Below are 14,777 nucleotides of genomic sequence, written 5' to 3' on the forward strand. Positions count from 1 at the left end.
TGCGCCTAGACCCACCTCAAAAATGGTTAGATAGCTTGAGAGATAACTTGTCCTTTGAAACTTGAGTAATCAATCTAATCATCCGTAAGAATAAAGTCTTCCCCACACAAATAGACATTCCCTTTTGGTATTTCTTTTGTCCTACCCAAAAGCATATTGCTTTATCCCTATAAACATTACCATAGTATGAAGCGTTTCGCCAATTTTTACAAAGAAGAAGGCTTATCCTATTATTACATTTCCTAGTTAATGAACATGCAATTTTCATACAACGATTTACATATTATTTTACCATTCTGAATTTTCTAAGTAAATATAACTACCTTATATTTTTCCTCATTAAAAAAGGTTGCCAAATGGCAACCTGCTCTTCTTACATTACATAAATTCAGCAACAAGCTCATCAAACATTTTCTGATCCATATTTAAATCAGATTGCACTAAAGGCTTCTCGCTATAGCCTTTTACAAGTTCTTGGTATGAAGGTTGCGCTGTATTTTGATAAATTAAACCTGTGACTAATCCGTTATTTTCCATTAACGTTTGCATAGCCATCATGCGATTAGACGGATCATATCCCTCTACTGTACTTAGTTTTGTTAAATTTTCTTTAAACCAATCGTAAGTATTTACTTTATTGTAAGTAACACATGGGCTGAATACGTTAATTAATGAAAATCCTTTATGGTTAATACCAGCTTCAATAATTTGTGTTAATTCTTTTAAATCACTTGAAAAGCTTTGCGCCACGAATGTTGCACCAGCTGTTAAAGCCATTTCCATAACATTTAGTGACGGTTCAATTGAACCTTGTGGTGTACTTTTCGTTTTAAATCCAGCTTCACTACGTGGTGAAGTTTGCCCTTTTGTTAATCCGTAAATTTGGTTATCCATTACGATGTACGTAATGTCGATGTTACGACGAATAGAATGGATTGTATGTCCCATACCAATCGCAAATCCATCACCGTCACCACCTGATGCAATAACTGTTAAATCACGGTTTGCCATTTTCACACCTTGTGCAATTGGAAGGGCACGACCATGAATACTATGCACACCATACGAATTAATATAACCTGAAATACGACCTGAACAGCCGATACCAGAAATAACAGCTAGTTCATCTGGATTTAAGCCAACGTTAGCTGCCGCACGTTGAATTGCAGCTTGCACTGAGAAGTCTCCGCAACCTGGGCACCAGTTTGGTTTTACACTGTTACGAAAGTCCTTAAATGTTGCCATTTAATACAACCCCTTTTTTGCATTCGTTGTAAATCTCTTTTGGCAAGAATGGGTTCCCATCATATTTTAAAAGACTAGAAATTTTCTCACCGTTACCAAGATTCATTTTCATAATGTTAGCAAGCTGACCTGTTGCATTGTTTTCTACCACTACAACACGCTTCGCATTTTTCACAAGTGGATCGATTTCAGCTGTTGGGAACGGGTGAATTAAACGCACATGAGCATGGTTTACTTTCATGCCCTCTTGTTCTAAGCGCTCCATTGCTTCTTCGATTGCACCACGAGTTGAGTTAAATCCAACAAGCAATACGTCTGCTTCTTCATGCTTAACATTTTTATAGACAGGGGTATTGAACTTCAAGTTCTCCATTTTACGGAAACGTTTGTCCATTTGATCTTTACGGTTTATTGCTGATTCAGATGGTTTACCAGTTTCATCATGTTCTACACCTGTAACATGGTGAACACCATTTTTCATACCAGGTAAAACACGTGGTGAAACGCCATCTTCTGTTACTTCATAACGCTTGAAGTATGCTTTATTTTCACGTTCTGGCAATTCCGCTTCTAAATCAAGCTTACCACGACGAATTTCTACTTTATCTAACTTAAGTGGTTCTACTGTTTGTTTCCCTAAAGAAAGCTGTAAATCTGTTAAGAAAATAACAGGAACTTGATATTCTTCAGCTAAGTTAAATGCTTCTACAATATCATAGAAAGCTTCTTCAACTGTACTTGGCGCCATTACGATTTTTGGAATCTCACCGTGCGTACCGTAAATCATAGCCATTAAATCAGACTGCTCTTGTTTCGTTGGTAATCCTGTACTTGGACCACCACGTTGTGTATCAACAATCACTAATGGCGTTTCTGTAATACCTGCTAAACCAATCGCTTCCATCATTAAAGATAGACCTGGACCAGCAGATGCAGTTAATGTACGAACACCGGCATAGTTTGCACCGATTGCCATTGTACAAGCTGCGATTTCATCCTCAGTTTGGATTACTGTCCCGCCAACTTTTGGCAATTTTTTAATTAAGTATTCCATAATTTCAGATGCAGGTGTAATTGGATATGCAGACATAAAGCGAGCACCACCAGCTACTGCACCAAATGCGATTGCATCGTTTCCAATCATAAACATGCGTTTCTGACCATCAGCTTTTTCAAGCTGCATCATGTTTACTTTCTCACCTAGTAACTCTTTCATATATTGAGAGCCGCGCTTAATTGCGTCCATATTCTTTTGAACAACTTGCTCTCCTTTACGACCAAAGATCTCTTCAACAACATCTAAATAAGCTGTTTCATCTAATCCTAATACCGCACTTGATGCCCCAACAGCAACCATGTTTTTCATTAATGATGTGCCTAATTCCGAAGCAATATCTGTAAACGGTATCACATATAGATTTACATCTGTATTGTCAGGTATTGTCGGATTAAATTTCGCATCTGCAACTACAATCCCGCCCGGACGTAGTTCGTGGAAGTTAAAATCAATTGTCTCTTGATCAAAAGCAATTAAAATATCTAAGTCATCTGAGATCGCGCGTACTTCTGTTGTACTTACACGAATTTTATTATTTGTATGGCCGCCTTTAATACGTGATGAGAAGTGGCGGTAACCGTATAGGTAATATCCTAATCGGTTTAATGCAATACAGAAGATTTCTCCTGTACTTTCAATTCCTTCACCTTGTTGGCCTCCAACTTTCCATGAAAGTTGACTAATCATCTCCTACACCCCTTTTGGCTGCATTCATTGTAGTGTATTTTTTTACAGTAATAGTTTAGCATTTTTTATACAAATAAACTACAACGGACGCAAATTATGCCTCTTCTGATTTCCCTGAATCTTTAGTATAAAGCTATTTTGTTTTTCATTCTAGTATTAGGTCTTAAAAAAAGCAATAATATCAAATGAATTAATTCTAATTTTTCTGTATTTTCAAAACAAAATTCTTAAAAACTTATACGTTCAACAAAATTATCATATAAAAATCGCTCTACAGTAGATGCAGCATAGTGTTTACAAAGCTCATTTATTATATTTTCATAATCTCGATACGCTGATACATTTACAACCGTTTCTAAAATCCCATCAAAATCTGAACCAAATCCTATATTGTTCTCTCCACCTAATGAACAAATATATTCGATATGTCTTACTATATCTGCTATATTCGCTTGTTTTTCATTTGTTAGAAACTGCGGTACAAAAGTGACACCTATCATGCCATTTCGCTTTATAAGAGCTTTAAGTTGTTCATCATTTAAATTACGTGGATGCTGACAAAGTTTCATACAGTTTGAGTGGGAAGCAATAGGATTTTTTGCACTTTCTACAACATCCCAAAAACTTCTTTCATTCAGATGAGACACATCAGTCCATGCATGTAACGTATTAAGTTCTTGTACAACTTCTTTACCAAAAGTCGTTAAACCCGCCTCACGTGTCTCTAGCGCACCATCAGCTAATAGATTGGCATAATTCCATGTTAGTCCAAAAGAACGTACTCCTAGGCGATACAACAACCGTAATTTCATTGCATCTTTTCCAATTGCTTCGCATCCTTCTAGTGTTAATATCGCTCCAATCTCGTCCTGTTTTAACATGTTAATATCATCTTTTGTCTGAATAAACTTCACACCCGGTAGAGATAAAATTTCATTATAAAAAATATCTACCATTTGTAATGCTACTTCAAATCGGTTTTCATATGCCACTGTTTCTGGCACATATATAGCAAAACATTGTATACTTCCTTTTCTTCTCTTTAACTGTTCAAGTGTAATATGTAATTGCGGATCATGTTTAAAATCCTTTTTCCCTTTTGCTCTCCATAACTGAAGAAGCACATCACAATGAGCATCAAAAATTTTCATTTTCATTCCTCCATTATAAAAAGAACCTGTTTGCATAGTGCAAACAGGTTGTTTAAACTTAACGAGGTTCTACAATTAATTTGATTGCTGTACGTTCTTCCCCATCAATCATAATATCCGTAAACGCTGGGATACAAATCAGGTCCAAACCACTAGGCGCTACAAATCCTCTTGCAATTGCTACTGCCTTTACCGCTTGGTTCAATGCACCTGCACCAATGGCTTGAATTTCTGCTGTTCCGCGTTCGCGAATAACACCTGCAAGTGCACCAGCTACAGAATTAGGGACCGACGTTGCTTTAACTTTTAATATTTCCATTCCGCGTTTCCTCCTCGTTTCTATAAAAAGTATTAGCAATTATTTCACTTTAACTTATATTCACGAGGAATGACGCGTATTCCTGCTAAATTTCTGTAATTTTTCTAAAAAATTAAAAAATAATGACTTATCTAAAATTTAGTCAAGAATTACTCAAAAAATGGTTGATCATCATTAATTAAGATACGCTCAATTTTCTTAGCTTTTCCTGTATTAGGATCCACATCAATTAGCACTGCACTTAATTGTGTTCTACCATTTGTTACTTCAAATCGTACTGGTAAGTTTGTTAAAAACTTCTTCAATACCGCTTCTCGGTCCATACCTAAAATTCCGTCGTAAGGTCCTGTCATACCAACATCTGTGATATATGCCGTTCCGCTTGGTAAAATACGATTATCTGCTGTAGGAACATGTGTATGTGTGCCTACTACTGCTGTAGCACGTCCATCTACATACCAACCTAACGCTTGTTTTTCACTTGTAGTTTCTGCATGAAAATCAATAAAGATAATATTCGTACGTTTTTTTGCAATGCTAATTAATTCATCCACCTTACGGAATGGACAATCAATCGGAGGAAGGAAAGTACGTCCTTGTAAGTTAATAACTGCAACTTCTGTTCCATTACAGTTCACAAAGATAAGTCCTTTTCCTGGAGTTCCTTCTGGGAAGTTAGCTGGTCTTGCAAGATATTTTGCATCATCAATAAATTCGAATACTTCACGGTTATCCCAAGCGTGGTTTCCAAGTGTAACCGCTTGTGCCCCGCATTCTAAAAAGTTTCGATATATTTTTTCTGTAATTCCACGTCCACCTGCTGCATTTTCTCCATTAATAATGGTTACTGTAGGTGTATATTTCTTCTTTAATGCCGGTACGTATTGTTGAATCATACCTCTACCAGGAGATCCTACTACATCTCCAACAAATAATATTCTCATATGTCTTACCCTTCCTATGTACTACATTTTTTATTACTATAGCTTCAAGTGACTTCCTTACAATATATTTATTATAAATTTGTTTCACTTATATACTAGGTATAAATTGAAACTTTAATCAGTTGGGGTTTTCTTCATCCCTACTGATTATTAGCCCTCACCAATCGGACATTTACGGGTAGCCCGATCCCCCACCTAACTTCTTTGCTTTCGCTGAATTTTGAGGCGGGGATCTTACTGCCCGCAAATAGCGGGATAACTAATTTCCTTTATTTTAACCAATTCCAACACAAAAAAATAAAGTGGTGTTTCACCACTTTATTTTGCGTATTCCACTGCACGTGTTTCACGAATAACAGTTACTTTAATATGTCCTGGATAATCCAGTTCATTTTCAATACGTTTTCGAATATCACGAGCTAAACGATGAGCTTCTAAATCATCAATTGTATCTGGTTTTACCAGAATACGAACTTCACGTCCTGCTTGAATTGCGAAAGATTTTTCTACGCCTTCATAAGACTCTGAAATCTCTTCTAACTTTTCAAGACGACGAATATAGTTCTCAAGTGTTTCACTACGAGCTCCAGGTCTTGCAGCTGATAATGCATCTGCTGCTGCAACTAAAACTGCAATGATAGAAGTTGGTTCTGTGTCCCCATGGTGAGATGCAATACTGTTTATAACTACAGGATGCTCTTTATATTTCGTTGCGAGTTCAACACCAATTTCAACGTGGCTACCTTCTACTTCATGGTCAATCGCTTTACCGATATCATGTAATAGACCAGCACGTCTTGCTAGTTTTTCATCCTCACCAAGCTCTGCTGCCATAAGTCCAGTTAAATATGCAACTTCCATAGAGTGTTTTAAGACGTTTTGTCCGTAACTTGTACGGTATTTTAAACGACCTAAAATCTTAATTAAATCTGGATGTAATCCGTGAACACCCACTTCAAACGTTGTTTGCTCTCCGACTTCACGAATATACTCGTCCACTTCACGTCTTGATTTTTCGACCATCTCTTCAATACGCGCTGGGTGAATACGTCCGTCCTGTACTAGTTTATCAAGAGCGATACGAGCTGTTTCACGACGAATTGGGTCGAATCCAGAAAGGATTACCGCCTCTGGTGTATCATCGATAATTAAATCAATACCCGTTAACGTTTCTAACGTACGAATATTACGACCTTCACGCCCGATAATACGTCCCTTCATTTCGTCATTTGGAAGATTTACAACCGAAACGGTTGTTTCAGCAACATGATCAGCTGCACATCTTTGCATTGCAAGAGATAAAATCTCTTTTGCTTTCTTATCCGCTTCTTCTTTCGCGCGAACTTCACTTTCTTTTACCATAACAGCGATTTCATGAGAAACTTCACTTTCTACTTTACCAAGAATAATTGCTTTCGCTTGTTCGCGTGTTAGATTGGAAATGCGCTCTAATTCTGTTTGTTGCTTTTGAACTAACTCTCCCACTTTGCTTTCCAACTCTTCAATCTGTTGTTGTCTCGCTACAAGAGATTCCTCTTTCTTCTCTAACTGCTGCTCGCGTTTATCGAGCGTTTCGTCTTTACGATCAAGGTTCTCTTCTTTTTGCATTAAACGATTTTCTTGTTTTTGTAATTCGCTTCTACGGTCACGAATTTCTAATTCAGCTTCTGTACGAAGTGTATGAATTTCATCCTTTGCTTCTAAAAGCGCTTCTTTCTTAAGTGCTTCAGCATCACGATTCGCTTCGTCTAAAATACGTCTCGCTTCATTAGCCGCACCATTAATCTTCGCTTCAGCAATAGACTTTCGAACAAAAAAGCCAACAACTGCACCGACTGTTGCAAGCAAAATGGAGATGAGTATCCAAACTGTACTCGTCATGATTTCACCTCCCCTTGCTATGAATGAAAAAAGACTGTCGGCATGTACATTGATTACAACATACAGCAAAGACCGTCGTCCCGCTTTTTTAAGGGACTTTCTTCATTTCACAATTAAAATGTCATATTATTATTTCGGTAAGATTTAAACCTTACTCCGAATATTACTTCTCTTCTTGAGAAGAGTATATCGTATATAAGAAAAAATATACATTCTCATTGTATCTATCGTAATTTTCATTGTCAAGCGTTGTCTACTTTTACTTTCTTTACCTTCAGTCCTGAATGTTATCTGAATTTGAAAAATTAATAGCATATTATCCTGGAAAACCTTAGTAAATACCATTTTATTCCCTTAAAACGTATGAATATTCCTCTTTACACATCCCATTTGAGTCAAAAAAATATTTTAACCACTACGATAGATACCTCTTTAATAGAAGGTAAAAAAATAAAAGACACGGGACCCGTGTCTTTTATTTTTTAATCTTGAAGAGTTGAATCTTCCGTGTCTTCCACACCAGAATCTTCACCAATTCCGTGATGATCACGAACAAAGAAGGCAATTTCCTCTCTTAAATCCGTATTCTCTTTTAAGAATTGCTTCGAATTTTCACGACCTTGCCCTAAACGCTCTTCATTATAAGAGTACCAAGCACCACTCTTTTGAACGATATCAAGTTCAGAAGCCATATCTAAGATTTCACCTTCTCTTGAAATACCTTCTCCGTACATAATATCAACTTCAGCAACACGGAATGGTGGTGCCACTTTATTTTTAACTACTTTTACTTTTGTTTTATTACCAACGATGTCGTTACCTTGCTTTAATTGCTCCGCACGACGTACTTCAAGACGGACAGTTGAATAGAATTTCAACGCACGACCACCTGGAGTTGTTTCTGGCACTATCTATAGATTTTCCATCTCTATAGTCCGGACTATCTCTTCATCTCTTTACAGAGAGCCTTGCACTTCCAGCAGTAGCCTATCATCTGCCGTACCCTACTCAGTTAACTAAAAGTCCTTTTCGGTAGTCTCTACACCTTCCCCATATCACTATGGAGCTTGGCACGGTATTACCCTAAATAATGGTGGGCTTCACCGTTAGCAACTATATGGATAGTTACACCCTTAGGCAATAAGGTTCACAAGGTTTTTTAACATGCTATCACTAGCAAGGGAAACCCATGGTAAACTCCTTAATCTTTTGCAAGACTTTTTCTTTATTTGCTAACTCTTCTTCATGTATAACAAGATATTTATAGCAGCCCTCTTCCATAAATAAAAGTTTTCTTTTATCTCATTCTTTTATCTTTTGGAGTGAGTGTGCCCATTTCCCATGGACATCTAAACAATATTTTCTACCTAAGTAGAAATCAATAGACCACTTATCGATTCATTTTTGCTTAATGAACGCCAGATCTAAACTTAACAACATCTGTTCAACCTGTTGTTCCAGTAAAGTATCATAATTTTTCTTTCTGACCTTTACATTAAGCTCTTTTCTCCTTTTAGCAACACATGTATCGGATACGCCATACTTAATAGCAATTTCAACATGTGATAAATATGGATTTTTCAATTCTTGTTCAACTTCTGCGGTTTTAGGCAAGTAAATCTTTCTATGTCTGGTTCTTTAAATTCCGAGTAACTTTAATATTTCACCTACTCGCCTTTCATCAAGATTAATTTCTTTACCTATATCTTTCAATTTTCTATCCGCATGTGTCACAATAAAATCCACTTGCCATTGTTCTATGTTTCGATAAGTTCTATTTCCAATTGTCACTGCCACTTTAATCTCTCCCTATAAGAAATCCCTTATAAAGACTTAGTCGAAGAAGACAAATAAAGACTCAAGTACATCACTTTGATTAAGCCACTTGTAGTTGATTTCCGAACATAACCCCAACTTTTTCACGAATTTGGTTAATAAAGATTGCGATTGTTTTTGATTTATTGATTGCACCTGAAAGTTTACGAAGTGCTTGAGACATTAAACGAGCTTGTAAACCTACGTGTGAGTCACCCATGTCTCCTTCGATCTCCGCTTTCGGTACAAGAGCTGCTACAGAGTCAATTACAATAATATCAACCGCACCACTTCGTACAAGAGCTTCTGCGATTTCTAAACCTTGCTCCCCTGTATCAGGTTGTGATAATAGTAATTCATCTATGTTAACGCCTAATTTTTGTGCATAGACAGGATCCATCGCATGCTCCGCATCAATGAACGCTGCTTGTCCACCTTGACGCTGTACTTCAGCGATTGCGTGTAATGAAACTGTTGTTTTACCTGAACTTTCAGGTCCGTAAATTTCAATAATACGACCACGTGGGTATCCGCCTACCCCTAGTGCCACATCAAGTGCTAAAGAACCACTTGAAATTGTAGAAACTCTACGCTCCGCTTGTTCTCCTAATTTCATAATTGAACCTTTACCGAATTGCTTCTCTATTTGTTTTAACGCCATATCTAATGCCGCTTGACGATCACTCATTCAAAATTCCTCCTTAACTGAATTGCTAATCTTATTATACCTATTTTCAATTCAATTTGCCAACAAAAATCGAACATTTATTCGATTTTTTATTTTCCATTACATAAATGCGGAATTTAACTATAAAAAAAGCTAGAAGAAACTTATATCTCTTCTAGCTTTTTATATAAATGATAAAATCCATATTTTGCTGATCGTTCTCTAATTTGTTGACGACTTCCACTTAAATTAAGAGGAAAGACTGCAGTTTGTTCACCTTTAATCGCTAATCCAACAAATACTGTTCCTGGCTCTTTCTGTTCTGAAGCATCTGGCCCTGCTACCCCAGTGAAACTAATTCCGATATCCGCTTTTAATAAATCCTTAACATTTTCAGCAAGATAACGAGCACATTCTTTACTAACTGCACCATCAGTATGCAACACTTCTTCAGGCACACGTAAAACATGTTGCTTCACATCATTATGATAACAAATGACACCGCCTTTAAATACAGAAGAAACACCAGCATTTTCAGTTACTTTATTTCCAAAAAGACCACCTGTTAAACTTTCTGCACATGCTAAAGTTAACCCTTTTCTCTTCAATAACTCAATTGCCTTATAATGCAAAAATTCTTGGTCATATCCGTAGAAAAATTCTCCTACTCTTTCTAAAATCAAATCTTCCACATGTTGAATTAGTTTCTCCGCTTCGCTAACATTTTGATGCTTAGCGGTTAAACGTAATGTCACTTCTCCATCATTTGCTAGCGGGGCGATTGTTGGGTTTGTTTGTCCATCAATTAAATCTTGAACTTTCACCTCTAATTGGGACTCCCCAATACCGAAGAAACGAAGCACACGAGAATAAATGTTTTCTCCTGTTGTAAAGTTACGTAAAAAAGGCTCTACATAACTTACATACATCGGCTTCATCTCTTTTGGTGGTCCTGGTAATAAAATATAAACTTTTCCGTTCTTATTTAACCCCATACCAGGTGCCATACCGTGATCATTCGCAAATACAGTTGCTCCATCCAAAACGAGCGCCTGCTTTTTATTATTCTCCGTGAATTCGCGGCCTGTACGCTTAAAGTAATCGCTTATTGAAGCTAATGCTTTTTCGTCATACACAAGCTCTCCACCCAAACAAGAAGATATCGTTTCTTTCGTCAAATCATCTTTTGTCGGACCTAATCCACCTGTGAAAATAAGCATGTCAGCACGTTCTTCCGCAACTTCAATCGCCTGCTGTAATCGTTTGTTATTATCCCCAACTACAGTATGGTAGTACACATTAATTCCAATTGAAGCTAACTTTTCAGATAAAAACTGGGCATTTGTATTTGCAATTTGTCCAAGTAATAATTCAGTTCCAACCGCAATAATTTCAGCATTCATCCCAATTCCCCCATAAACTTCTATTTTGAGTTTACAAAAGCAGCTCTATTTTTCCAGAAATAATCCCATCCTGAAATAACAGTAAAAATTAATGCAATCCATATAAAGATATCAGCTACCGGAATATGGAGTAAATTTAAAGGTACATCGTGTAATAAGTATGCTGCAATCGCGATAATTTGTGTCCATGTCTTAATTTTCCCTAGCTGATTTGCCGCCACTACTTCTCCTGTTCCAGCAAGTACAAGACGTAAACCAGTTACAGCAAACTCACGGCTTATAATTACAATAACAATCCAAGCAGGTACGTATTGCATCTCAACCAATGTAATAAGTGCTGCTGAAACAAGTAATTTATCAGCTAACGGGTCAAGGAACTTCCCTAAATTCGTTACAAGATTATACTTTCTTGCGTAATGTCCATCAATCCAATCTGTAGCCGAAGCGATAATAAAGATAAGTGCTCCTACTAAATGTTGAATTGGTAAATCAACATCACCAATTGTGTATGACCCCCAATCAAAGGGTGCTAACATAATTACCATAAAAATTGGAATTAAGAAGATTCTAGATATTGTAATTTTATTTGGTAAATTCACAGCTATTCCTCCATCATATCAAAAACATTTGTTCATTGAAAAAAGTCATCGAAGCGATGACTGTTATTGTGCAGGTTGCTCTATCCCTTGGTTTTTTATCACCAATCTTTGGTGAAGTTCTTTTTCTGGATCCAATGGATAAGCGACCACTTGGCCATTCAGTTTAACTTCAACATTCGTTGCATTTCCAATATTAAGTCGCACTTCTTTTATTGTTGATACATCATGTTTTTCTATTTGGCCCTCTTGTACTGTAGTGTTTAGAATTACATTCCCCGCATCATCTTTAACATCTACATAACTCGCACCTTTACCCGATATTTCCAGTTCTAATGTTTTATTATTATGAATTTCCAAAGTAGATACTTTACCAGTTGTTCCAACTACTTTCACTTCTTGTTGTCCAGTTGGCTGTGCTGGCGGTTCCTCTTTCTTTGGCTCTTCTTTTTTCGGTTCTTCTTTTTTCGGCTCTTCCGCTTTCGCTTCATCTTTCTTCGTATCTAACGGAGAGTTTTCCGCTTTTTTAACTTCAATTTTCTCACTTTGAGCATTCGGAACTTTCTCATCATCTTTTCCAGTTAACGCTTGAAACACAAACCAAATTACCACTCCAACTGCGATTACTAACAGCGCAACTAAGATTTTCGGCATATGATCTGCGATTGGCCAAGATGAAGATTTTTGCATTGTTTCTTGTGTTTTTTGTCCAGTTGATACTTGTGGAACATCGCGTTTTTCAGATTGTGGTATCGTACTCTGATACTCTACAAGCAGTTCCTCTCCACTTAATCCAACCGCATCTGCGTATTGTTTAATGAATGCACGCGCATAAAAAGCTCCTGGCAATACATCATAATTGCCTTCCTCAATCGCTACTAAATGGCGCTTTTGAATTTTTGTAATCTCATGCAGCTGATCAATAGACAAGCCTTTCGTTCCTCTTGCTTCTTTCAGCTTTTGTCCTAATTCTGTCACTACTAACACCTCAATATTTCTTTAAAAGTCAAACATAGAGAAATTATTTTGCGTACCTTGCTCAATTTCATCTACTAAATTATATTGAATTTCTTCATCATAATCGTTACGCAACTCGATAATATAATCAAAATCATCCAACGTGTATTCTGATTGACTCACAAATACGTCAGGATGTTCCACAACTTTTGTTGCAGGCAATCTCATAATTTCACGAACAAGCTGCCAATGCCTTTCGTTAGCACGCTTTGTTGACACGATTCCATCTAAGATAAAAATATTGTCGTCGCTATACTCATCTTCAATCAATTGACTACGAACAGTTTGCTTAATAAGAGTAGATGATACAAATAACCATCTTTTATTTGCACAAACACTTGCGGCAACAATGGATTCTGTTTTTCCGACACGAGGCATTCCTCGTATCCCGATTAGTTTATGACCTTCTTTTTTCATTATTTCAGCCATAAAGTCTACAAGTAATCCTAATTCATCACGCACAAAACGAAATGTCTTCTTATCATCTGCATCCCGTTGTATGTACCTACCATGTCTAACCGCTAGCTTATCTCTTAGCTTTGGCGGACGATATTTCGTTACCGTTATGTTATCCATCGTATTTAAAATTGATTCAAGTCTAGAGATTTGCTCTTGATTATCACACATAAGGAGTAATCCACGTCTTGCATTATCTACACCATTAATTGTGACAATATTAATGCCGAGCATACCGATTAACGAAGAAACGTCACCAAGCAAGCCAGGTCGGTTTTTATGTATTTCATATTCAAAATACCATTCAATCATCCAAGATCACTCCCCTTGCTTACTTTACACCTACGTACTATATTATATGATTTTACCTTAATAGGGAAGCTAAATGTATAATCTATCCCGCGTTATTATTATACAAAAAAAATAGAGAGGAGAATCTCCTCTCTATTTTTTACTTATGTTGTACAAACTTTACCATTAAGTTTGCAATTGTATGTTGCTCTTGTTCATCAGCAACTTTCCATAGCTCAGACAATAATTTCTCTTGATCGTTGCGCGCTTCTACTTCATTTGCTAAATAATCACCAACACGGAATGCCATGTCTGATACAGCACCACCATCAAGACCTTTTCCTGACGCTTGCTCTAAACGTTCTCCTAAAAAGCTCTTCCATTGATCAAAATTATCTAAAACTGACATGTGTAAGCACCTCACTACTTAGTAATAGAATCATGCTTAATTTGCACAGTTTTTTATTTTTTATGTAAGAATTTTTTTTAGCAATGCCAACCGCCATTTACTCCAATAATTTGCCCAGTTATGTAAGATGCACCTGGTGATACGAGAAATGACACTGTTTTTGCTACTTCTTCTGGTAGTCCTAATCGTCCTAACGGAATCTCTTCAGCAATTTCATTCTTATCCTCTTCTGAAAATACACTTAACATTTCTGTTTCAATTGCACCTGGCGCCACCGCGTTAACTCTTAATCCACTTAATGAAACTTCTTTTGCTAAAGCTTTCACATATGAATTTTGCGCACCTTTTACCATCGAGTAAAGCACTTCACATGATGCACCAATTTGTCCCCATATAGACGAAACAAGTACAATATTACCGCTTCTCCGCTGAATCATAGATGGCAGTGCCATTGATAATAGTTTATAGATGCTCTTCACTTGAAGTTCTACCATATAATTCAATTCATCGTTCGTTACATCTGTTACGAGTCCAAAGATACTCTTCCCAGCTGCATATACGATAACATCAAGAGGATGTTCAATTTGTTCCCACAATCGCTCCGCCCCGTCACTGGAAGCTAAATTCGCTTGAACAGGAATCACTTCACTCCATTCTTTCTGCAACTCATTCACTTTCTCTTCACTGTTATTATAATGAACATACACTGTATATCCATCTTGAATTAATTGTTTTGAAATAGCAGAGCCAATCCCTCCACTTCCCCCAGTTACTAATGCATACTTTTTCATAAAATTCCTCTCTTATCTCAACAAAATCTTTTTCTTATAAATAAATAA

The 14,777-nt window shown here is 36.8% G+C and carries 12 protein-coding genes and 3 pseudogenes; all 15 read right to left on the reverse strand.

All coding sequences use genetic code 11. The annotated features are described in order from the left end of the window. Positions 1–378 precede the first annotated feature (378 nt). The 15 genes and pseudogenes from DN390_RS09320 to ymfI all read right to left on the reverse strand — a co-directional run bounded on the left by DN390_RS09320 (position 379) and on the right by ymfI (position 14,729). Complete coding sequence (locus DN390_RS09320; protein ID WP_000190154.1) at positions 379–1,245, reverse strand: 2-oxoacid:ferredoxin oxidoreductase subunit beta; 867 nt, start codon at positions 1,243–1,245, stop codon at positions 379–381. Then, on the reverse strand, positions 1,232–2,989 hold the full coding sequence (locus tag DN390_RS09325; RefSeq protein ID WP_060631944.1) for a 2-oxoacid:acceptor oxidoreductase subunit alpha: 1,758 nt from the start codon (positions 2,987–2,989) through the stop codon (positions 1,232–1,234). The genes DN390_RS09320 and DN390_RS09325 overlap by 14 nt, the downstream gene beginning before the upstream one ends. A gap of 227 nt (positions 2,990–3,216) precedes the next feature. Further along, positions 3,217–4,140, reverse strand: a complete 924-nt coding sequence (locus DN390_RS09330) for a dipeptidase (protein ID WP_147807245.1) — start codon at positions 4,138–4,140, stop codon at positions 3,217–3,219. A gap of 58 nt (positions 4,141–4,198) precedes the next feature. Further along, positions 4,199–4,459, reverse strand: a complete 261-nt coding sequence (gene spoVS / locus DN390_RS09335; RefSeq protein ID WP_000404341.1) for a stage V sporulation protein SpoVS — start codon at positions 4,457–4,459, stop codon at positions 4,199–4,201. 149 nt (positions 4,460–4,608) lie between these two features. After that, positions 4,609–5,403: a TIGR00282 family metallophosphoesterase gene (locus DN390_RS09340; RefSeq protein ID WP_060631946.1), complete on the reverse strand. Its 795-nt coding sequence runs from the start codon at positions 5,401–5,403 to the stop codon at positions 4,609–4,611. A gap of 318 nt (positions 5,404–5,721) precedes the next feature. After that, positions 5,722–7,284: a ribonuclease Y gene (rny, locus tag DN390_RS09345; protein ID WP_000204911.1), complete on the reverse strand. Its 1,563-nt coding sequence runs from the start codon at positions 7,282–7,284 to the stop codon at positions 5,722–5,724. A gap of 482 nt (positions 7,285–7,766) precedes the next feature. Next, positions 7,767–8,189: pseudogene (locus DN390_RS09350) on the reverse strand (recombinase RecA family protein); the annotation flags it as partial. 268 nt (positions 8,190–8,457) lie between these two features. Beyond that, positions 8,458–9,081: pseudogene (locus DN390_RS09355) on the reverse strand (topoisomerase I). A 97-nt stretch (positions 9,082–9,178) separates the two neighbouring features. After that, positions 9,179–9,787 (reverse strand): annotated as a pseudogene (gene recA, locus DN390_RS09360) (recombinase RecA); the annotation flags it as partial. Positions 9,788–9,930: 143 nt separating this feature from the next. Continuing rightward, positions 9,931–11,169, reverse strand: a complete 1,239-nt coding sequence (gene cinA / locus DN390_RS09365; RefSeq protein ID WP_147807246.1) for a competence/damage-inducible protein CinA — start codon at positions 11,167–11,169, stop codon at positions 9,931–9,933. A gap of 20 nt (positions 11,170–11,189) precedes the next feature. After that, the gene (gene pgsA, locus DN390_RS09370) at positions 11,190–11,768 is read right to left on the reverse strand and encodes a CDP-diacylglycerol--glycerol-3-phosphate 3-phosphatidyltransferase (RefSeq protein ID WP_097949865.1); all 579 of its coding nucleotides are present in this window, start codon (positions 11,766–11,768) and stop codon (positions 11,190–11,192) included. A 63-nt stretch (positions 11,769–11,831) separates the two neighbouring features. After that, complete coding sequence (locus tag DN390_RS09375; protein ID WP_147807247.1) at positions 11,832–12,743, reverse strand: helix-turn-helix domain-containing protein; 912 nt, start codon at positions 12,741–12,743, stop codon at positions 11,832–11,834. Positions 12,744–12,764: 21 nt separating this feature from the next. After that, positions 12,765–13,550 carry a DUF3388 domain-containing protein gene (locus DN390_RS09380; RefSeq protein WP_000574107.1) on the reverse strand — a complete coding sequence of 262 codons (786 nt, stop codon included), beginning with the start codon at positions 13,548–13,550 and terminating at the stop codon, positions 12,765–12,767. A 139-nt stretch (positions 13,551–13,689) separates the two neighbouring features. After that, entirely contained in the window at positions 13,690–13,938 is a 249-nt protein-coding gene (locus DN390_RS09385; protein ID WP_000114455.1) for a DUF3243 domain-containing protein, read from the reverse strand. Positions 13,939–14,015: 77 nt separating this feature from the next. Further along, entirely contained in the window at positions 14,016–14,729 is a 714-nt protein-coding gene (gene ymfI / locus DN390_RS09390) for an elongation factor P 5-aminopentanone reductase (protein WP_097949867.1), read from the reverse strand. Positions 14,730–14,777: the final 48 nt, after the last annotated feature.

Source organism: Bacillus sp. SH7-1 (genome assembly GCF_008042405.1).
Classification (GTDB): Bacteria; Bacillota; Bacilli; order Bacillales; family Bacillaceae_G; genus Bacillus_A; species Bacillus_A thuringiensis_N.